This is a genomic window from Curtobacterium sp. ME-Dv--P-122a, from assembly GCF_030209645.1.
GTDB classification, from domain to species: domain Bacteria; phylum Actinomycetota; class Actinomycetes; order Actinomycetales; family Microbacteriaceae; genus Curtobacterium; species Curtobacterium flaccumfaciens.
In genome coordinates, this window is sequence record NZ_JARVRO010000006.1 from 727,938 (window position 1) to 747,212 (window position 19,275).

The 19,275-nt window shown below is 69.6% G+C and carries 18 protein-coding genes; 14 read left to right on the forward strand and 4 right to left on the reverse strand.

Annotated features, from left to right (window positions below; genetic code table 11):
• Nucleotides 1–60 precede the first annotated feature (60 nt).
• Nucleotides 61–822, forward strand: coding sequence for a DUF4190 domain-containing protein (locus tag QRN49_RS08500; RefSeq protein WP_284755126.1), 762 nt, complete (start codon nt 61–63; stop codon nt 820–822).
• A 51-nt stretch (nt 823–873) separates the two neighbouring features.
• Here QRN49_RS08500 and QRN49_RS08505 read toward each other — a convergent pair whose 3' ends face one another.
• Complete coding sequence (locus QRN49_RS08505) at nt 874–2,076, reverse strand: class I SAM-dependent methyltransferase (protein ID WP_284755127.1); 1,203 nt, start codon at nt 2,074–2,076, stop codon at nt 874–876.
• Nucleotides 2,077–2,236: 160 nt separating this feature from the next.
• Here QRN49_RS08505 and groES point away from each other — a divergent pair, with 160 nt between their 5' ends.
• Nucleotides 2,237–2,533, forward strand: a complete 297-nt coding sequence (gene groES, locus QRN49_RS08510) for a co-chaperone GroES (RefSeq protein ID WP_017885484.1) — start codon at nt 2,237–2,239, stop codon at nt 2,531–2,533.
• A 163-nt stretch (nt 2,534–2,696) separates the two neighbouring features.
• Nucleotides 2,697–3,659: an EamA family transporter RarD gene (gene rarD, locus QRN49_RS08515; RefSeq protein ID WP_284755128.1), complete on the forward strand. Its 963-nt coding sequence runs from the start codon at nt 2,697–2,699 to the stop codon at nt 3,657–3,659.
• Nucleotides 3,660–3,812: 153 nt separating this feature from the next.
• Here the strand turns inward: rarD and QRN49_RS08520 are convergent, their stop codons facing one another.
• Nucleotides 3,813–5,141 carry an ABC transporter substrate-binding protein gene (locus QRN49_RS08520; protein WP_071404636.1) on the reverse strand — a complete coding sequence of 443 codons (1,329 nt, stop codon included), beginning with the start codon at nt 5,139–5,141 and terminating at the stop codon, nt 3,813–3,815.
• A 262-nt stretch (nt 5,142–5,403) separates the two neighbouring features.
• On the opposite strand from QRN49_RS08520, the gene QRN49_RS08525 reads away from it, so the two are divergent.
• Complete coding sequence (locus QRN49_RS08525) at nt 5,404–6,204, forward strand: SDR family oxidoreductase (RefSeq protein WP_284755129.1); 801 nt, start codon at nt 5,404–5,406, stop codon at nt 6,202–6,204.
• A 69-nt stretch (nt 6,205–6,273) separates the two neighbouring features.
• Here QRN49_RS08525 and guaB read toward each other — a convergent pair whose 3' ends face one another.
• Nucleotides 6,274–7,776 (reverse strand): IMP dehydrogenase, encoded by a 1,503-nt coding sequence (gene guaB, locus QRN49_RS08530; RefSeq protein ID WP_071404638.1) that lies wholly within the window; start codon nt 7,774–7,776, stop codon nt 6,274–6,276.
• Between the two features lie 326 nt (nt 7,777–8,102).
• Between guaB and QRN49_RS08535 the strand changes: the two genes are divergently transcribed.
• The 7 genes from QRN49_RS08535 (at nt 8,103) to QRN49_RS08565 (ending at nt 15,854) form a co-directional block, all read left to right on the forward strand.
• Nucleotides 8,103–9,413: a branched-chain amino acid ABC transporter permease gene (locus tag QRN49_RS08535; protein WP_111023304.1), complete on the forward strand. Its 1,311-nt coding sequence runs from the start codon at nt 8,103–8,105 to the stop codon at nt 9,411–9,413.
• A gap of 12 nt (nt 9,414–9,425) precedes the next feature.
• Nucleotides 9,426–10,412 carry a branched-chain amino acid ABC transporter permease gene (locus tag QRN49_RS08540; protein ID WP_027466698.1) on the forward strand — a complete coding sequence of 329 codons (987 nt, stop codon included), beginning with the start codon at nt 9,426–9,428 and terminating at the stop codon, nt 10,410–10,412.
• Nucleotides 10,405–11,295 carry an ABC transporter ATP-binding protein gene (locus tag QRN49_RS08545; protein WP_027466697.1) on the forward strand — a complete coding sequence of 297 codons (891 nt, stop codon included), beginning with the start codon at nt 10,405–10,407 and terminating at the stop codon, nt 11,293–11,295. The genes QRN49_RS08540 and QRN49_RS08545 overlap by 8 nt, the downstream gene beginning before the upstream one ends.
• Entirely contained in the window at nt 11,292–12,098 is an 807-nt protein-coding gene (locus QRN49_RS08550; protein WP_027466696.1) for an ABC transporter ATP-binding protein, read from the forward strand. The genes QRN49_RS08545 and QRN49_RS08550 overlap by 4 nt, the downstream gene beginning before the upstream one ends.
• 323 nt (nt 12,099–12,421) lie before the next feature.
• Nucleotides 12,422–12,622 carry a hypothetical protein gene (locus QRN49_RS08555; protein ID WP_284755130.1) on the forward strand — a complete coding sequence of 67 codons (201 nt, stop codon included), beginning with the start codon at nt 12,422–12,424 and terminating at the stop codon, nt 12,620–12,622.
• A gap of 164 nt (nt 12,623–12,786) precedes the next feature.
• Nucleotides 12,787–13,905, forward strand: a complete 1,119-nt coding sequence (locus tag QRN49_RS08560) for a GuaB3 family IMP dehydrogenase-related protein (RefSeq protein ID WP_027466694.1) — start codon at nt 12,787–12,789, stop codon at nt 13,903–13,905.
• A gap of 62 nt (nt 13,906–13,967) precedes the next feature.
• Nucleotides 13,968–15,854, forward strand: coding sequence for a glycerol-3-phosphate dehydrogenase/oxidase (locus QRN49_RS08565; RefSeq protein WP_071245430.1), 1,887 nt, complete (start codon nt 13,968–13,970; stop codon nt 15,852–15,854).
• A gap of 70 nt (nt 15,855–15,924) precedes the next feature.
• On the opposite strand, the gene QRN49_RS08570 is transcribed toward QRN49_RS08565, so the two are convergent.
• The gene (locus tag QRN49_RS08570) at nt 15,925–16,428 is read right to left on the reverse strand and encodes a hypothetical protein (protein ID WP_259514662.1); all 504 of its coding nucleotides are present in this window, start codon (nt 16,426–16,428) and stop codon (nt 15,925–15,927) included.
• Nucleotides 16,429–16,503: 75 nt separating this feature from the next.
• Between QRN49_RS08570 and QRN49_RS08575 the strand changes: the two genes are divergently transcribed.
• Genes QRN49_RS08575 through QRN49_RS08585 form a run of 3 tightly spaced genes read left to right on the forward strand, consistent with a single transcriptional unit; the run spans nt 16,504 to nt 19,271 of the window.
• Nucleotides 16,504–17,034, forward strand: coding sequence for a cation:proton antiporter regulatory subunit (locus QRN49_RS08575; RefSeq protein WP_017885470.1), 531 nt, complete (start codon nt 16,504–16,506; stop codon nt 17,032–17,034).
• A gap of 3 nt (nt 17,035–17,037) precedes the next feature.
• Nucleotides 17,038–18,489 (forward strand): cation:proton antiporter, encoded by a 1,452-nt coding sequence (locus tag QRN49_RS08580; protein ID WP_284755131.1) that lies wholly within the window; start codon nt 17,038–17,040, stop codon nt 18,487–18,489.
• A gap of 5 nt (nt 18,490–18,494) precedes the next feature.
• Nucleotides 18,495–19,271 (forward strand): SURF1 family cytochrome oxidase biogenesis protein, encoded by a 777-nt coding sequence (locus QRN49_RS08585; protein ID WP_284755132.1) that lies wholly within the window; start codon nt 18,495–18,497, stop codon nt 19,269–19,271.
• Nucleotides 19,272–19,275: the final 4 nt, after the last annotated feature.

The following is a 19,275-nucleotide window of genomic DNA, read 5'->3' on the forward strand; positions in this document are numbered from 1 at the left end:
GAGCCTGTGGGAGGATTCACACGGGCGTCGGAGAGACCGGACGCCCGAGAGGGGTGGACGGTGTCCGATCAGAACGAGTGGCCGAAGCCGGGCGAGACGCCGAACGGCCCGGCGAACGGACAGCCCGACGGCACGCCCGCCCCGGACGCCCCGCAGGCCCCTGACGCACCGCAGGCGCCGTCGGCCCCGGAAGCGCCCCAGAACCCGTACGGCCAGCAGCAGGACCCGTACGCGGCCCCGCAGCAGCAGAACCCGTACGGCGTCCCGCAGCAGCAGCAGAACCCGTACGGTCAGCCGCAGCAGCAGTCGAACCCGCACAGCCAGCAGCAGAACCCCTACGCGGCACCGCAGGCCTCGTCGAACCCGTACGCGGCTCCGCAGCAGCAGAACCCGTACGCGGCCCCGCAGCAGCAGCATGCGTACGGCGCCCCGCAGAACCCGTACGGCCAGCAGCAGAACCCGTACGCGCAGCCGCAGCCCTACGCGTCGAACCCGTACACGTACCAGCCCTACGCGCAGCGACCGAAGACGAACGTCCTGTCGATCCTGTCGATCGTCTTCGCGTTCGGCGGCATCATCATCTGGCCGATCATCATCCTGACGAGCCCGGCCGGCGCGATCATGGGCCACATCGCCCTCGGCAAGATCAAGCAGACCGGCGAGGGTGGCCGCGGCCTGGCGCTCGCCGGCATCATCGGTGGCTGGATCCTGACGGGCCTGTTCATCCTGATCGTCGCCCTGGTGTGGATCTCGATCGCGAACGCGTCGGACTACTCCGACTACTCCGACTACAGCTCGAACTCCGGCGCCTTCGTCAACTGACGCTGACGCCGACGCCGACGCGCGCGCAGCACCGCACGCGGCCCCCGGCCGTCAGCCGACCGTGTCGGAGAGCCGCTTGCACAGGATCGCCGTGTGGCGTCCCTCCAGGCGGGTGAGCACGAGCGTGACGCGACCCGAACCGCGCAACCGCAGCCGCTTGCGGAACTGCGCCGGGTCGACGTCGACGCCGCGCTTCTTGATCTCGACGGTGCCGATGCCGTCGGCGGCGAGCCGCGCGGCCAGTCGCTTGACGTCGAGCGGCATCGTGTCGAGCACCCGGAAACCCTGCGCGAAGGGGGTCGTGACGGCGCGGTCGGACGTGACGTAGGCGATGCCCTCGGACAGCATGTGCCCGTCGAGGTCTCGTGCTAGGTCGCCGATCAGCCGTGCGCGGATCACGGCTCCGTCGGGCTCGTACAGGTAGGCGCCGAGCGGTCCGACCTCGGCGTCGTCGGCGTCGGCCGCTCCGGTCATCTCGGCGATGCCGTGTGCGCCGATGACGGTCGCAGCGCGGCGGATCCCGGGGCGGGCGAGGGGCCCGAACCACAGGGCGAGCTCGACGACCTCGCGGTCGACGGAGGTCCACTGCGCCTCGGCGGTGTCCGGGATCAGGTCGCGGTCGATGCCCGGTCCGAGCTTCACACCGGTCGGCGTCGTCGTCGCCGCGGCGAACACGGTGTCGAGCGAGGGCGACCAGTCGTCCGGGTCGGCGAGCCGGCGGGTGTCCGAGTGGCCGGAGGTGCGGCGTGCGGGGTCCATCCACACGCCGTCCACCGAGGACAGGTCGAAGGACGCGGCATCACCGAGTTCCACCCGTGCGTTCGGCCAGACCGCCAGGTTGTGGGTCGCGACGGCCGCCGTCACCTCGTCGCGGTCGACGGCGGTGACGTCGAGGTCGAGCGCGGCCATCGCCATGGCGTCCCCGCCGATGCCGCAGCCGAGGTCGGCGACCCGGGTCAGCCCGGCCGCCGCGAAGCGTCCGGCGTGCTGGGCCGCGACCTGCAGCCGGGTGGCCTGCTCGAGCCCGGCCTCGGTGAAGAGCATGCGGGAGGCGAAGTCACCGAACTTGCCACGGGCCTTCAGCCGCAGCTTCGCCTGGGTCAGCACCGCGGCGACCAGTCGGGGATCGTGCCCCTCGGCGCGCAGCCGGGACACCACACGGACGATCTCGCCGCCGTCGGAGACACCCGGGGTACGGTCGAGCAGGGCCATCCCGTCGGGGGTCAGCAGTGCGGTGAGTTCGGCGGCGTCCATGCGTCGATCCTCGCAGGTGCTGCGTGTTCTCCGGATGTGCTGGCACTCGGATTGACCGAGTGCCAGAGGCCCCCTAGAGTTGGCGTTGGCACTCTCCTGTGCGAAGTGCCAACCCGGTTTTCATCTGTACCGAGTCCGTACCGAGAAAGAAGAGGTCACCGTGGCCGTCAGCATCAAGCCGCTCGAGGATCGCATCGTCATCCGCCAGGTCGAGGCGGAGCAGACCACCGCTTCCGGTCTGGTCATCCCCGACACCGCGAAGGAGAAGCCCCAGGAGGGCGAGGTCGTCGCCGTGGGTCCGGGTCGCATCGACGACAACGGCAACCGCGTCCCGCTCGACGTCGCCGTGGGTGACAAGGTCATCTACTCCAAGTACGGCGGAACCGAGGTCAAGTACTCGGGCGAGGACCTGCTGGTCCTGTCGGCCCGCGATGTCCTCGCGGTCATCGTTCACTGAGTCGAGTACTCACCACGTACGCCCCGTCCGGCCTTCGGGCCGACGGGGCGTTCGTGCGTCCGGGGCCGGTCACCCGGGTGCGCCGGTCCTGATCAGCCCGTTCACCCCGCCTGGAGGCCCGGTGCGCGTCCCACGCGTCGGCCGTCGTTCCTAGGATGGTTCCGTGAGTGAACCGAGTCCGGCGCGACCCGTCCGCAGCGAGGCATCCGTCGGCGTGGTGCAGGCCATCGTGGCCTACGGGCTCTGGGGGCTGATGCCGCTGCTCTTCGCGGCCATGGCCCCCGCGGCGGCGTTCGAGATCGTGTCGTGGCGGATCGTCTTCGGCCTGGTGTTCTGCGCGGTGGCGATCGCGGTGACCCGGTCGTGGCTCCGCACCCGCACCCTGATGGCCCAGCGCCGTGTGATGCTCGTGATGGGGCTCGCCGCCGTCCTGATCCTGGTCAACTGGACCGTCTACGTCCTCGCGACGACCACCGGCCACACCGTCGAGGCCGCGCTCGGCTACTTCATCAACCCGCTCGTCACGATCGCGCTCGGCGTCGTGGTCCTGCGCGAACGCCTGCGTCCGGCGCAGTGGGCAGCCGTCGGGCTGAGCGTCGTGGCGGTCGTCGTCATCGCGATCGGCTACGGGCAGATGCCGTGGATCTCGCTCGCCCTGGCGTTCTCGTTCGGGCTGTACGGCCTGGTGAAGAAGCGGGTCGGCGGCACCGTGGACGCCCTGAGCGGCCTGACGATCGAGACCGTGCTGCTGCTGCCGATCGCGGTCGTGGCGCTCATCGTGCTCGGCGTGACCGGGCTCGGTGGCGGCGTGACGTTCACGAGCGAGGGCTGGGGGCACGCGGTCATCACCGTGCTGACCGGGCCGGCGACCGCGGTGCCGCTGCTGCTCTTCGCGTCGTCGGCACGCCGGGTGAGCCTGTCGACGCTCGGGCTGACCCAGTACCTGGCGCCCGTGATGCAGCTGCTCGTCGGGGTGCTCGTGCAGCACGAGGAGATGTCGGCCGGGCGCTGGTTCGGCTTCGGCATCGTGTGGCTCGCGCTCGTGGTGCTGACGGCGGACTCGTTCGCCGCCGCGCGGGCGTCCCGTCGCCGGGCGCTCGCACCCACCCAGGCCGAGCCGGTCTGACGGACGCACCACGGGCCTCCAGGCCGTCCGTCGGTCCGTCCTGCTGCGGCGACGGACCCTGCCGGGCGTCCCCGCCACCGACGCGAAAGCGACAGGCCCCCACGGAAGTTCCGTGGGGGACTGTCGCTTTCGCGAGCGGTGCTGGGCTGCGCCCTACTTCTTCACCGCACCCTGGATGGCGCTCTGGTAGACCGGCTTGTTGTCGCCGTCGAACTTGTAGATGCCGATGTAGGCGGCCGACGGGTCGTTGTTCTCGTCGAACGGACCGATGCCGGACGGGCCGGTGTAGTGGATGTCCTTGCCGTCGTCCAGGAGCGTCTTGCACTCCTTGAACGTCGCGCACTCGGTGCCGCCGTCAGCACCCGACACCGCAGCCATGTTGGCCTGGATCGTGCCGGAGTCGGTGCCCTTGCCCTTCACCGCGGCGAGGGCGGCGAGGACGGTGGCGTCGTAGGACTCCGCCGCGTACGAGTAGTCGGCGAGCGTCTTGCCCGACGAGTCCTTGTAGAACGCAGCGAGCTGCTTCTTGAAGTCGTCCTTCGGCGAGGCACCGGGGATGGTGCCCTGGGCGCCCGTCAGGGTGCCCTTGTCGAAGTCCTTCGAGTAGTCCGCCGTGTTGCCGTCGGACATGTAGATCTTCGCCTCGTTGCCCTGCGACACGAGCTCCGGGATGATCGACTTCGTCTCGTCGAAGGCGAGGACGACGATCGCGTCGGGCTTCGCGGCCAGGGCCGCGGTCACCTCGGACGAGAACGTGGTCTGGCCGGGCGGGAACTCCTGGCCCTCACCCTTGCCGCCGTAGACGACCTGGCCACCCGACGCCTCGACCGCAGCCTGCACCGAGTTGCGGAGGCCGGTGCCGTACGTGTCGTTGAAGACCAGGAAGGCGACCTTCGCGTTGCCGTCACCGGTCACGAGCTGACCGAGCGCGGAACCCTGCACCGAGTCCGGCGGTGCGGTCCGGTAGTAGTACGACGAGTAGCCGGAGAGGTCGGTCGCGGTGTTCGCGGGCGAGATCTCGACGATGCAGTTGCTCGTCAGCTGGTCGATGACGTTCAGCGTGACGGACGAGGACTCGGCGCCGATCGCGACCGGCACCTTCGCGTTGACGAGCTTCGTCGCGGCGGAGCTCGACACGGTCATGTCGTTGCTGTCGCCGGAGTCGGTCGCCGGGTCGATCGTGACGTCCTTGTCGAGGACGCCGCCCGCGGCGTTGATGTCCTTGACGGCCAGGCCGACACCGGACTCCGCCGGCGGGTTGAGGTAGGCCAGCGAACCGGTCAGGGGCAGGATCGTGCCGATCTTCAGCGCGTCCGTACCGGGGGTGTCCGGGGCCTTGCAGCTGGCGGCGGGATCCTTCTTCGCATCGCTCGACGCCGAGCTCGAGGGGGAAGCACTGCCGGTGGTGGAACACGCGGCGAGGAGGACGGCTGCTGCGCCCGCCAACGCCAGTGCCGCGGTGGCACGGGTGGTTCTGATCATCCGTGGAGCCCTTTCTCTGCGCGGAGGCTGTGCCGCTTCGGGTGAATGCGACGCCTCCACTGGATGTCGAGAAACGTAGGGTCCATGTGTTTCGCCCGTGTGACGGGGCGGTACGCAAAGGTGTTTCGTTACCGAGCCGTGACGTTCCTGTGCGCAGGGACAGGGATCGGTGCAGGAACGACGGTGCCGGCGTGACGACCCGACCTGCGCCAGGCGGATGGTCCGGCAAGGCGCCCGGGAGGCCCGGCGTACGTTCCGCCGCATGAGCGACTTCCAGCCCACCACAGCCATCGTCACCGGTTCCGAATCCGGGATCGGCCGTGCGACCGCCGTCGCACTCGCCGAAGCCGGCATGGACATCGGCATCACCTACCTGTCCGAACCGGACCGTGCCGAGGAGACCGCGGAGGAGGTCCGGAAGACCGGCCGTCGGGCCTTCGTCGAGCAGATCGACGTCTCCGACCTCGCCGGGGCGGCCGCCGTCGTCGACCGCCTCGTCTCGCAGCTGGGCGGCGTCGACGTCTTCGTGGCCGACGCCGGCACCGGCGACAACGCCCCGTTCCTCGAGATGACCCTCGACCAGTGGCGCCACACGGTGTCGACCGACCTCGACGGCGCCTTCGTCACGATGCAGGCCGCCGCGAAGCACATGGTGCAGGCGGGCACCGGCGGCCGGATCATCGGCATCACGAGCGTGCACGAACACCAGCCCCGCTACGGATCGAGTGCCTACGACGCCGCGAAGCACGGGCTCGGCGGCCTGCTGAAGACCATGGCGATCGAGCTCGCCGAACACGGCATCACCGTGAACGCCGTCGCCCCCGGCGAGATCGCCACCCGGATGACCGGCGCCGAGGACGAGGACCCGCACACCATCGACCGCCCCGGTGTCCCGCTCGGCCGTCCGGGCAACGCGTGGGAGATCGCGGCCGCCGTGGCGTTCCTGGCCTCGCGTGCGTCGTCCTACATCACCGGGGTGTCCCTGCCGGTGGACGGCGGGATGCTGCAGATGGGCCCGCACGGTGGCTCGCACATCACGTCGGACGACTGGCGTTCGGCCTGACGCGTCCGCGTACGAACGCCAGACGCCCCCGCTCCGTCCGGAGCGGGGGCGTCTGGTCGAGCAATGCTGCTAGCTGCGGTAGTTCGGCGCTTCGACGACCATCTGGACGTCGTGCGGGTGGGACTCCTTGAGCCCCGCCGCCGTGATGCGGACGAACTTGCCACGGGCCTTCAGCTCGGGGATCGTGCGACCGCCGACGTAGAACATCGACTGCCGCAGCCCACCGGTGAGCTGGTAGACGACGTTGCCGACCGAGCCGCGGTAGGGCACCTGGCCCTCGATGCCCTCGGGGATGAGCTTGTCGTCGTTCGGCACGTCCGCCTGGAAGTAGCGGTCCTTCGAGTACGAGGTCTTCTTGCCACGGGTCTGCAGGGCCCCGAGGGACCCCATGCCGCGGTAGGCCTTGAACTGCTTGCCACCCACGAACACCAGGTCACCGGGGGACTCGTCGGTGCCGGCCAGCAGCGAGCCGAGCATGACGGTGTCGGCACCGGCCACCAGGGCCTTCGCGATGTCGCCCGAGTACTGCAGGCCACCATCGGCGATGATCGGCACACCGGCTTCGCGTGCGGCGAGGGAGGCCTCGTACACGGCGGTCACCTGCGGCACACCCACACCGGCGACGACGCGCGTGGTGCAGATGGAGCCCGGGCCGACACCGACCTTGACGGCGTCCACACCGGCGTCGATGAGCGCCTGGGCGCCCGCGCGGGTGGCGACGTTGCCGCCGATGACGTCGATCGCGTCGAACGTCGGGTCGGCCTTGAGACGGCGGACCATGTCGAGCACGCCTTCGCTCTCGCCGTTGGCGGTGTCGACGACGAGCACGTCGACGCCGGCGTCACGCAGGGCCTCGGCACGCTGCCAGGCATCGCCGAAGAACCCGATCGCGGCACCGACGCGGAGCCGGCCCTCGTCGTCCTTCGTGGCGTCCGGGTACTGCTCGCTCTTGTCGAAGTCCTTGACGGTGATGAGGCCGCGGAGCTTGCCGTCGGCGTCGACCAGCGGCAGCTTCTCGATCTTGTGCTGCGCGAAGATGGCGATCGCCTCTTCGGGGTCGATGCCCTCCATCGCGGTGATCAGCGGGGCCTTCGTCATGACGTCGCGCACGTACGTGGTGGCCTGCTCGAACGTGGCCACGAAGCGCATGTCGCGGTTCGTGATGATGCCGACGAGGGTGCCGTCCTGCTCGACGACCGGCAGGCCGGAGACGCGGAACTGGCCGCAGAGCGCGTCGACCTCGGCCACGGTGGCGTCCGGGGTGGTGGTCACCGGGTTGGTGATCATGCCCGACTCGGAGCGCTTGACCTTGTCGACGTAGGCAGCCTGGTCCTCGATGGACAGGTTGCGGTGCAGGATCCCGATGCCGCCCTGGCGCGCCATGGCGATGGCCATGCGGGCTTCGGTGACGGTGTCCATCGCGGCGGAGAGCAGCGGGACGTTGACGGAGATCCGCTTGGTGAGCCGGGACGCCGTGGACGCCTCGCTCGGGATGACGTCGGTGTGCCCGGGCAGCAGCATGACGTCGTCGTACGTGAGTCCGATGAATCCGAACGGATCCGGCTGGTCCATGGGTCCCCTTCGTGGGCGAGTGAAGTGTCGAGACACCGGGAACACGACGACGGGTTCCGGATAGGACATGGTAACGCGAGCGGCTGTCGCCGCATTCCGCCTGGAGGCACGGATCGCGCCCGCCTCGGAGCATTCCTCCACAACGTCACAGTTCGGGTACGAATCACACAGGGAACGTGTTGGAAACACGGGTGTCACAAAATCCCCATAGGTTCCTCGTCATCCGAACGAGAGGCTCTTCCGTGGGATCCATCACTCCTCCGGGACGGGCGCAGCCGCGCCTGTTCCGCCTCCGCCACGCACGACGACGACCGGTCCTCGCGGCCGTGCTCGTCGCCGCGTTCCTGGCGACCTTCCTGATCGACTGGGCGGTCACCCTGCCGGCCTTCAGTGCCACCTCGGCACCGGCCACCAGCCAGGCGTGCACCGTCAGCCCCGACAACGGGTGCATCCAGGGCACGATCACCGACTCCGAGCGTGAACCGGCCGAGGGCGTCGACGTCGACGTGACCGGCCCGAGCGGCTTCGACCAGACGGCCACGACCAACGGCGACGGCCGCTGGTCCGTCAGCGTCGACACGGCCGGCGAGTACACGGTGAGCGTCGACCAGGGCACCCTGCCGAAGGGTCAGTACCTGACGAACGCCGCCGACGCCGACCGCAAGGTGCAGGCCACCCTGAACGCCAACGTCGGGCAGATCTTCCAGCTGTCCGACCAGAAGGGCGCCACGACCTCGACGGACTCGTCGGGCGTGAGCATCCAGCGGGCCTGGCAGCAGTTCGCCTCGGGTCTCCGGCTCGGGCTGCTCATCGCACTGGCGTCGATCGGGCTCTCGCTCATCTACGGCACGACTGGGCTGTCGAGCTTCTCGCACGGTGAGCAGGTCACCCTCGGCGGTCTGCTGGCGTACGTGTTCGCCAACCAGCTCGGCTGGAACATCTGGGTCACCGGCATCGTCGTCACGCTGTTGTGCGCCGCGACCGGGTACCTGCAGGACGCCGCGATCTGGCGCCCACTCCGGCGACGGCGCATCAGCCTCACACAGCTCATGATCGTGACGATCGGTCTGTCGATCGCCGCCCAGTACGCGTTCCAGTACTTCTTCGGCGCCTCGACGGTCCGCATCCAGCAGGGCAACCCGGAGACCGTGCGGTTCGCCGGCGTCACCCTGACGGTGCAGTCGTACGTCGCCATGGGGATCGCGCTCGTGGTCCTGATCGCGACCGGGCTCTTCCTGGCGAAGACCCGCTTCGGCCGGGCGACCCGGGCCGTGTCCGACAACCCGGCGCTCGCCGCGGCCTCCGGCATCGACGTCGACCGGGTGATCCGCTTCGTGTGGACGCTCGCCGCCGGCCTCGCGGGGCTCTCCGGTGTGATGCTCGGACTCGTCCTGAACGGCGTGAACTGGCAGACCGGGCTCCAGCTGCTCCTGCTCATGTTCGCCTCGGTCACGCTCGGTGGCCTCGGCACCGCGTACGGCGCCCTGGTCGGCTCGATGATCATCGGCGTCGTCGTGGAGCTCACGAACCTGGTGCTCCCCGGTGACTTCAAGTACGCCACCGCCCTCGTCATCCTCATCCTCATCCTGCTGTTCCGGCCGCAGGGCATCTTCGGCCGCGCCGAGCGGATCGGCTAAGGGAGCACGCGCATGGACTACATCCTCAACCTGCTGTCCTCGCTCACCCAGGAGGCACTCGCCCCGACCACGGCGGCGTTCGCGCTGGCCGCGATCGGCCTGAACGTGCACTTCGGGCTCACCGGCCTCGTGAACATGGGCCAGGCAGCGTTCCTGCTGCTCGGTGCCTACGGCTTCGCGATCTCGATCACCAACGGGCTGCCGTTCGTGATGGCGGTCCTCATCGCCCTGCTCGTCGCGATCGTGTTCGCGATCATCCTCGGCATCCCGACCCTGCGGTTGCGCGGCGACTACCTGGCGATCGTCACGATCTCCGGCGCCGAGATCATCCGCATGGTGGGCCGCTCGAGCCTGCTCACCTCGACCACGGGCGGCTCGAACGGCATCACCGGGTCGAGCTACCGCGACCCGTTCACCGCCCTCAGCCCGCTGCCCGACGGGACCACCACGATCCTGTGGTTCACGTACGCGAACAACGGCGTCAACGGCTGGTGGATCCGCATCGCGGCGTGGGCCATGGTCGCCCTGTTCACCCTGGTGCTCTTCCTGCTCATGCGCAGCCCGTGGGGCCGCGTGGTGAAGGCCATCCGCGAGGACGAGGACGCCGTCCGCTCGCTCGGCAAGAACGTCTACTCGTACAAGATGCAGGCGCTCGTGTTCGGTGGGGCGCTCGGTGCGATCGCGGGCATCATCTACGTGCTGCCGAGTTCGGTGCAACCGGACGCCATGGGCCGCTCGATGACGTTCTTCATCTGGACGGCGCTCATCCTCGGTGGTGCGGCGACGGTGTTCGGACCGGTGCTCGGAGCCGTGCTCTTCTTCGTCGTCCGGCTCTTCATCCGCACGCTGGCCGGCGACTTCATCCCCGACTCGATCATGAACGCGCAGCAGGCCGAGCAGTTCTCGTACGTGCTCGTCGGCGTCGCGCTCATGCTGCTCATCGTGTTCCGTCCACAGGGGTTGCTCGGCAACAAGAAGGAGCTGACGTTCAGTGTCTGAGACCTACGGCCACCCCAAGGCCGACCCGATCCTCACCGTCGACGACGTCACCCGCCGCTTCGGGGGCATGACCGCCGTGGACGTCGACCACCTCGAGGTCCAGCGCGGCTCCATCACGGCCCTCATCGGCCCGAACGGCGCCGGCAAGACCACGTTCTTCAACCTGCTCACCGGGTTCGACAAGCCGAGCCCCGGAGCGAAGACGCAGTTCAACGGCGCCACGCTGCAGAAGACGAGCGCGACGCACATCGCGAACAAGGGCATGGTCCGCACCTTCCAGCTGACCAAGGCGCTGTCGCGGCTCACCGTGATGCAGAACATGCTCCTCGGTGCGCGCGACCAGCCCGGCGAGAACTTCTTCGCCGCACTGGTCAAGCCGGTGTGGGCGAAGCGGGAGCGCGAGATCACGGCCAAGGCCGAGGACCTCCTCGCCCGGTTCAAGCTCGACACCAAGGCCGACGACTACGCCGGCTCGCTGTCCGGCGGGCAGCGCAAGCTGCTCGAGATGGCCCGGGCGCTGATGTCCGACCCGACGATGATCATGCTCGACGAGCCGATGGCCGGCGTGAACCCCGCGCTCACCCAGTCGCTCCTCGGGCACATCCAGTCCCTGCGCGACGACGGCATGACCGTGCTGTTCGTCGAGCACGACATGCACATGGTCCGGCACATCTCGGACTGGGTGGTCGTGATGGCCGAGGGCAAGGTCGTGGCCGAGGGCCCGGCGGACACGGTGATGGACGACCAGGCCGTGATCGACGCCTACCTCGGTGCGCACCACGACACCGACCTGGGTGACGACTCGCTCCTCACCGAGGAGACCTTCGAGGAACTGGCGGAGGAAGTCGCCGAAGAGGACGCAGCAGAGGAGACGACCCGATGACGGACGCAACGGACCCCACGAACGCGAGCAGTGCCTCCAGTCCGTCCCCGGCGGCCACGCTGGAACGCGAGCCGGTGCTCAGCGCGAAGAACCTCGTCGCCGGCTACCTGCCGGGCGTGAACATCCTGAACGGCTGCGACCTGGACTGCTACCCGGGCGAGCTCATCGGCATCATCGGGCCGAACGGTGCGGGCAAGTCGACGCTCCTCAAGGCGCTGTTCGGGCTCGTGTCCATCCGCGAGGGATCGGTCACCCTGCAGGGTGACGACATCACGAACCTCAAGGCGAACAAGCTCGTGCAGGCCGGTGTCGGCTTCGTGCCGCAGACGAACAACGTGTTCCCTTCGCTGTCCATCGAGGAGAACCTGCAGATGGGGCTGTACCTGCGGCCCCGGAAGTTCGCCGAGCGGCTCGAGGTCATCTACGACCTGTTCCCGGTCCTCGCGCAGCGGCGGAACCAGCGGGCCGGATCGCTCTCGGGTGGTGAGCGGCAGTCCGTCGCGATGGCCCGTGCGCTGATGATGGACCCGAAGGTGCTCCTGCTCGACGAGCCGAGCGCCGGACTGTCCCCCGTGCGCCAGGACGAGACGTTCCTGCGGACCCGCCGGATCAACAAGGCCGGTGTGTCGATCATCATGGTGGAGCAGAACGCGCGACGCTGTCTGCAGATCTGCGATCGTGGGTACGTGCTCGACCAGGGGAAGAACGCGTACTCGGGCACCGGGAAGGAACTCGCTGACGACCCCAAGGTCATCGAGCTCTACCTGGGGACGCTCGCCAAGGACGTCGACGCACAGCGCTAGCGCTGTCGTCGGCTACGGGTACCGCTGTGGGGGTGGTATCCGTGACGGGTGGGGCCGTGCGTGGTCGCTTCGCGCCGCACGGCCCCGCTCCTGTACCCGGCCAGGAGGCGCGGCTCGCCCCTGGTCGCATGGCTGTGGTCGCATGACGCCGTCGTGTTCCGTTGACGCCGCGGTCCCGTCGAGACGCCTCGGAATTCGGCGGCGTCTCGTCGGCGTGGCGGTGTCCTGCGCTGACGACGGCGTCTTCGGCTGACGACGGCGTCGCCCGTCGCACCCGGCCAGGAGGCGCGGCTCGCCCCGCGCGGGTCGGTATCGTTCCGCGGGTGCGCACCTCCGGACCCCTCGTGCTCGACGCCCTCGTCTGGCTCGTGTTCATCGCGCTCTTCGTCGGGGCGGCGCTGCTCGTCAAGGTCGCGGCCGTGCTGCTCGTCGTCCTCGTGGTGCTCGCGCTCCTGCTCGGCTTCGTGCTGCGGGCGCTCCGGAAGCGCCGCCGGGACCCGCGCCACCCGCGCCACCCGCGCTGACGGCTGCGTGGTGCGAGGTGCCGCACGTCGTGCGACCCTCGCGACCTCGCACCGAACACGGAACCTCGCACCGTAGGCGGCAGGCCTCGCACCGTGCGAGGTTGCCCGGCACCCGCACCGTCCGGCCCGTGCACGCCGCAGAGCCCGCCCGGTAGGCTGTCCGAGTGAGCGAAGTCGAGATCGGTGCAGGCAAGCGCGGACGTCGGGCGTACGCGTTCGACGACATCGCAGTGGTCCCCTCCAGGCGGACGCGTGACCCGCGCGACGTCAGCGTGCAGTGGTCGATCGACGCGTTCACGTTCGCGTCGCCGATCCTGTCGGCGCCGATGGACTCCGTGTCCTCGCCGGCGACGGTCATCCAGATGGGCAAGCTCGGCATCCTCGGTGTGCTCGACCTCGAAGGTCTGTGGACCCGCTACGAGGACCCGACCCCGTACTACGACGAGATCAAGTCGCTCACCGACGGCAACGTCACGAAGCGCATGCAGGAGATCTACTCCGAGCCGATCAAGGCCGAGCTGATCACCGCACGACTGGCCGAGATCCGCGCAGCCGGAGTGCCGGTCGCCGGTTCGCTCAGCCCGCAGCGCACCCAGGAGTTCTCGAAGACGGTCGTCGACGCCGGTGTCGACCTGTTCGTCATCCGCGGCACCACGGTCTCGGCCGAGCACGTCTCCCAGACCGAGGAACCCCTCAACCTCAAGAAGTTCATCTACGAGCTCGACGTCCCGGTGATCGTGGGCGGTGCCTCGACCTACACGTCGGCGCTGCACCTCATGCGCACCGGTGCCGCCGGTGTGCTCGTCGGCTTCGGTGGCGGCGCAGCGTCGACCACCCGTGCCGCGCTCGGCATCCACGCCCCGATGGCCACCGCCGTCGCGGACGTCGCCGGTGCCCGTCGTGACTACCTCGACGAGTCGGGCGGCCGGTACGTGCACGTCATCGCCGACGGCGGGCTCGACACCGCGGGCGACATCGTCAAGGCCATCGCCGTGGGCGCCGACGCCGTGATGCTCGGCACCGCACTGGCCCGTGCGACCGAGGCCCCGGGTGGCGGCTACCACTGGGGGGCCGAGGCGCACCACCCCGAGCTGCCCCGCGGCCGCCGGGTCGAGGTGGGCACGATCGCCCCGCTCGAGAACGTGCTGAACGGTCCGACGCCGACCCACGACGGCCGCGCGAACCTGGTCGGTGCCCTCCGCCGCTCGATGGCGACGACGGGATACTCCGACGCCAAGGAGTTCCAGCGAGTAGAAGTGGTCGTGGCGCCGTACCACCAGTGACGGTGGCACCCGGGCACGACCCCGGGTGACGCCACGGCGCCGACCGTGACCCGGAGGCGACGATGGCCAAGTCCAGCACGACGAAGCAGACCAGCACGGCCGGACGTCCGCGTGACGTCGCGCCCGGCGTGGGGTTCGACCCCGCGGCGAAGCTCGGGCCGGACGAACGTGCGGCCGCGATCGAGACGCTGAAGACCAAGGAGCTCGACGTCCTGGTCGTCGGCGGCGGGATCGTCGGTGCGGGCAGTGCGCTCGACGCCGTGACCCGCGGCCTGAGCGTCGGCATCGTCGAGGCCCGCGACTGGGGCTCGGGGACGTCGAGCCGTTCGTCCAAGCTCGTGCACGGCGGCATCCGCTACCTCGAGCAGCTCAACTTCGCACTCGTCCGCGAGGCCCTCATCGAACGCGGCCTGCTGCTCCAGCGCATCGCCCCGCACCTGGTGAAGCCCGTGCGCTTCCTCTACCCGCTCAACCACCGGGTCTGGGAGCGCTTCTACATCGGCATCGGCATGGCGATGTACGACGTGTTCAGCTGGTCCGGCGGCCGTCCGCCCGGCGTCCCGCACCACCGGCACCTCAGCCGGAAGCAGGTGCTCAGGAACATGCCCGGGCTCAAGAAGGACGCCTTCGTCGGCGGCATGACCTACTACGACGCCCAGGTCGACGATGCCCGCTACGTCGCGTCGCTCGTGCGCACCGCCGCCTCCTACGGCGCCGAGGCAGCCAGTCGCGTCCGCATCGAGGGGTTCATCAAGGTCGGGGAGCGCGTGGTCGGCGCGCAGGCCCACGACATCCAGACCGGCGAACGGTTCGAGATCCGCGCGAAGCAGGTCGTCAACGCCACCGGTGTCTGGACCGACGACACCCAGGCGATGATCGGCACCCGCGGCCAGTTCAAGGTGCGGGCGTCGAAGGGCGTCCACCTCGTCATCCCCCGTGACCGGTTCCAGTCGAACACGGGCATGATCCTGCGCACCGAGAAGAGCGTCCTCTTCGTCATCCCGTGGGGCCGGCACTGGCTCGTCGGCACGACCGACACCGACTGGTACCTCGACAAGGCGCACCCGGCAGCGACCGCGGCGGACATCGACTACATCCTCGAGCACGTCAACAAGGTGCTCGCCGTCCCGCTCACCCGCGAGGACGTCGAGGGCGTCTACGCCGGACTCCGCCCGCTGCTGGCGGGGGAGTCCGACCAGACCTCGCAGCTCAGCCGCGAGCACGTCGTCGCGCACACCGTGCCCGGGCTCGTCGTGGTCGCCGGCGGCAAGTGGACCACCTACCGGGTGATGGGCAAGGACGCCATCGACGAGGCCGTCGCGGCCATGGACGGCAGGATCCCGGAGTCGACGACCGAGGACATCCCGCTCCTCGGCGCCGAGGGATACCCCGCCGCGTGGAACCGACGCGCCCGCACCGCGCGGAGCTTCAACGTGCACAAGGTCCGCATCGAGCACCTGCTCAACCGCTACGGGACCCTCGCGACCGAGGTGCTGCAGCTCGTCGAGCAGGACCCGGCACTCGCCGAGCCGCTGCCGGGGGCCGACGACTACATCGGCGCCGAGGTCGTCTACGCCGCCTCGCACGAGGGCGCCCTGCACCTGGAGGACGTCCTCGCCCGCCGAACCCGCATCTCCATCGAGGCGTGGGACCGCGGCGAGTCAGCGGCGCCCGTCGCCGCGAAGCTCATGGCGGACGTGCTCGGCTGGGACCAGGAGACGACCGAGCACGAGGTCGCGAACTACCTGAAGCGCGTCGCCGCCGAACGGGAGTCGCAGCTGCAGCCCGATGACGAGAGCGCGGACCGCGTGCGGCTCGAAGCCCCGGACATCGCGTTCGGCTTCGACGAGGACGACGTGGTCGTGGGCGGCGGTCGTTCGGACGGCGCCGAGGGCGCGAAGGCGTCCGACGAGCAGGTCGTCGGCGAGAAGACGAGCGAGCCGGAGTAGCGAGCCGCGTCGCGGACGCACCGCGGGCCTCCAGGCCAGCAGACCGGACTGGAGGCCCGTGGTGCGTCCGTCAGGCGGCGTGCGCCCGCAGGGCGGCGCGGCGCACGTGCGCCGCCTGGCCGACCACGAGCACCACCGGGATCCCGATCAGCGCGACGAGGCTCGTCACGTACAGCACGCCCGACCAGATCGTGTGGTCCCCGCCGCCGACCCCGTAGGCGTCCGCGACGTCCATGCCGAGGGCGATCGCCGCCACGAACGACATCGGCGTCCCCATCACGACGACGGCGAGCAGCACTGCCGCGATGACGTGCGCCCTCGCCCGGGTGATGAGCAGCAGCACCGACAGCCCCGCGGCGAACAGGACACCGACGACGGCGATCCCGATGACGGTCGCGATGTCCGCTCCGACCGCGAAGCCCTGCTCCGAGAGCTCGGCGTGGATCTCCGCCAGGGTCGCACCGGGGACTGCGGCGAGCGGGTCCAGCACCAGTGCGTTCACCGCCAGCAGTGCTGCGTACAGCGCGACGACCAGCACCCCGACGACGGCCACGACGATCCGTGTTCTCCCCATCCACAGAACAGTAGCGGGAGGAATGCGCGGGGTCACCGGGTGGTTAGCATGGGGGTACTCGAAGAGGGAGCCATCATGGTCGACGTCCATCGCGTCAAACTCCCCGGAGTCGGCGTGCTGCACAGCTTCTACACCGACGACGGTGGCAAGTGCGGTGTCATCACGCACCGGTCGGGGCACTCCGACCTCATCTCGTTCGCCGACGTCTCCGACGGCGCGGACAAGTCCGAGAAGGTCTCGCTGCGTCTCAGCGAAGACGAAGCGCACACGCTCGCCGAACTGCTCGGCGGCACCCGGATCACCGAGGGCCTCGACAAGCTCGACGAGATCCCCGGGCTGTCCATCGACTGGTTCTCCGTCGACTACGACGACGCCATCGCGGGCAAGCCCCTCGGTGACCTGCACGACTCGGGGTTCATCGGCCTGACCGTCGTCGCCGTGGTCCGTGGCGACAGCGCCAACCCGGCGCCCTCGTCGGACTTCGTCGTCTTCCCCGGAGACACGATCGTCGTCGCCGGATCCCCCGAGAAGGTCGCCAAGGCGTTCTCCTTCTACCGCAGCGGAGAGCTTGCGGCCGCCTCGGCCGAGGCCCCGCGGAAGAGCTAGCGCATGCACCTGGGTGGTGAGCTGCTCACCATCGGTGTGCTCTTCGTCATCGCCTACGTCCTGGGCCGGCTCGGCAAGACCATCGGTCTGCCGGCCATCCCGATCTACATGGTGGTCGGACTCGTCGCGAGTCCGAACACCCCGTGGTTCGGGCTGAGCGTCGAGTCCCACACGATCGAGCTCATCGCGACGTTCGGGCTCATCCTGCTGCTGTTCAACCTCGGGCTCGAGTTCGACCAAGAGGAGTTCTACGGCAACGCCGGCAAGCTCCTGGTGTCGGGCGGCACCTACGTCGTCATCAACATGGGCGTCGGGTTCGCCTTCGGGTTCTCGCTCGGCTGGGGCACCCGCGAAGCCCTGATCATCGCGGGCATGACGGCGACGTCCTCGAGCGCCATCGTGACGAAGCTCCTCATCGAGCTCCGGCGCCTGGCGAACGACGAGACCCCGATGATCCTCGGCGTCACCGTGATCGAGGACGTCTTCATCGCCGTCTACCTGGCGATCGTCTCGGTCGTGCTCTCCGGCGACACCAACGTCTGGGCCGTCGTCGGCAAGCTGGCACTCGCGTTCGGGTTCCTCATCGTGATGTTCACGCTCGCGCGCTTCGCGGGCAAGTGGGTCTCGAAGATCTTCGCCACCCGTGACGACGAGCTGTTCACGGTGCTGTTCTTCGGACTCGCGGTCATGTTCGGTGGCATCGGCGATCTGCTCGGCGTGACCGACGCCATCGGTGCCTTCGTCATCGGCCTGCTCTGCGGAGCGACCCGGTACCGCGACCGCATCGAACAGCTCGCCCTGCCGATGCGCGACGTCTTCGCCGCGTTCTTCTTCGTCAACTTCGGGCTCGGCCTCGACCTGTCGACCTTCGGCGAGGTGCTCTGGCCCGTCCTCGGCGCGATCGGCATGACGGTCGTGCTCAACGCGGTCGCCGGCCAGATCGTCGCGCGGATGAACGGCTTCAACGTCCAGCAGGGCATCAACACCGCCGTCATCCTGGTGAACCGTGGCGAGTTCGCGCTGATCCTCGCGACGCTGTCGGCTGCCGCCGGGCTGGAGGCGCGGATCACCGCCTTCGCGGGCCTCTACGTCCTCTGCATGGCCGTCCTCGGGCCGCTGCTCGCGGTGAACTCGGACCGGATCGGCCGCCTCGTGGTGCGCCCGGGCCGGCTCATCCGCCTGCGCGGACGCATGGGCGGTCGACGTGCCGTCGCCGCCGCAGCCGCTGCCGAGAGCGCCGAAGCAGCCGAGGCCGAGGCGGACGCCACCGCCGCGGCGCGGAAGGCCGAGCGGGACCGCCAGTTCGCCGAGGAGTTCGCGCTCGTCGAGGCGGCTGGCAGGGACGAGCGAGACAATGAGGGGTCCGAGCCGACGTCCGCACCCGTGACGTCGCCGGTCGAGATCCCCGCCGAGCGCCCCGAGCGCCCGGTCCGACAGCGCGATCCGGAGTACTGATACAGATGTGGGCCGTTGCCCGACGACCGAGGTGGATCGCGCTGCTGCTGCTGGCGCTCGTGCTGGCGGCGGTGTTCGCCGGGCTGGGCAAGTGGCAGCTGGAGCGGTCGATCGCCAACGGCAAGCCCCTGCCGGCGACCACCGAGACCCGCCGCACGCTCGAGGCGGTCACCACCCCCGAGCGCCCCGTCAGCGAGAGTCTCGCCGGGCAGAAGGTCACCGTCACCGGGACCTTCGTCGCCGACGACACCACCGTCCTGACCGGCCGCACCGGGGGTGGGAAGTACCAGACCGTCGGACACCTGGTGGACTCGGACGGTGGGGCGAGCCTCCCGGTCGTGATCGGGTGGGCCGACCAGCGGTCGGCCGCCGTCGCCGGGGGCGAGCGCCTTGCGGACGGGCAGACGCTCACGATCCAGGGCCGGTACTACCCGGCGGAGTCGCCCGACCAGGACGCCTACAAGAAGGGCGAGTACTCAGCCGTCGCCCCCGCCCGGTTCGTGAACACCTGGCAGGCCTTCGACGACCGCATGTACCTCGGGTACGTGGTCGCCGACGGCACCACCGCGAAGGCCGCCGACCTCGGTACCATCGCCGACCGTGCACCGTCGCGCGAGGTCCAGTTCGACTGGCTCAACCTGTTCTACGCGATCGAGTGGGTCGTCTTCGCCGGCTTCGCCGTGTTCCTCTGGTACCGGTTCGTGAAGGACGCCTGGGAGCGCGAGCAGGAAGAGGAGCGCGAGGCAGCGGTCGCCACCGAAGCCGACGCGCTCCGACGGTAGGATT

Coding starts and splice junctions, on each gene's coding strand:
- QRN49_RS08570 (WP_259514662.1), bottom strand. CDS start 16,428: ATGGGGAGAACACGGATCGTCGTGGCCGTCGTCGGGGTGCTGGTCGTC.
- guaB (WP_071404638.1), bottom strand. CDS start 7,776: ATGGACCAGCCGGATCCGTTCGGATTCATCGGACTCACGTACGACGAC.
- QRN49_RS08550 (WP_027466696.1), top strand. CDS start 11,292: ATGACGGACGCAACGGACCCCACGAACGCGAGCAGTGCCTCCAGTCCG.
- QRN49_RS08540 (WP_027466698.1), top strand. CDS start 9,426: ATGGACTACATCCTCAACCTGCTGTCCTCGCTCACCCAGGAGGCACTC.
- QRN49_RS08580 (WP_284755131.1), top strand. CDS start 17,038: ATGCACCTGGGTGGTGAGCTGCTCACCATCGGTGTGCTCTTCGTCATC.
- QRN49_RS08525 (WP_284755129.1), top strand. CDS start 5,404: ATGAGCGACTTCCAGCCCACCACAGCCATCGTCACCGGTTCCGAATCC.
- QRN49_RS08585 (WP_284755132.1), top strand. CDS start 18,495: ATGTGGGCCGTTGCCCGACGACCGAGGTGGATCGCGCTGCTGCTGCTG.
- QRN49_RS08565 (WP_071245430.1), top strand. CDS start 13,968: ATGGCCAAGTCCAGCACGACGAAGCAGACCAGCACGGCCGGACGTCCG.
- QRN49_RS08575 (WP_017885470.1), top strand. CDS start 16,504: ATGGTCGACGTCCATCGCGTCAAACTCCCCGGAGTCGGCGTGCTGCAC.
- QRN49_RS08520 (WP_071404636.1), bottom strand. CDS start 5,141: ATGATCAGAACCACCCGTGCCACCGCGGCACTGGCGTTGGCGGGCGCA.
- QRN49_RS08505 (WP_284755127.1), bottom strand. CDS start 2,076: ATGGACGCCGCCGAACTCACCGCACTGCTGACCCCCGACGGGATGGCC.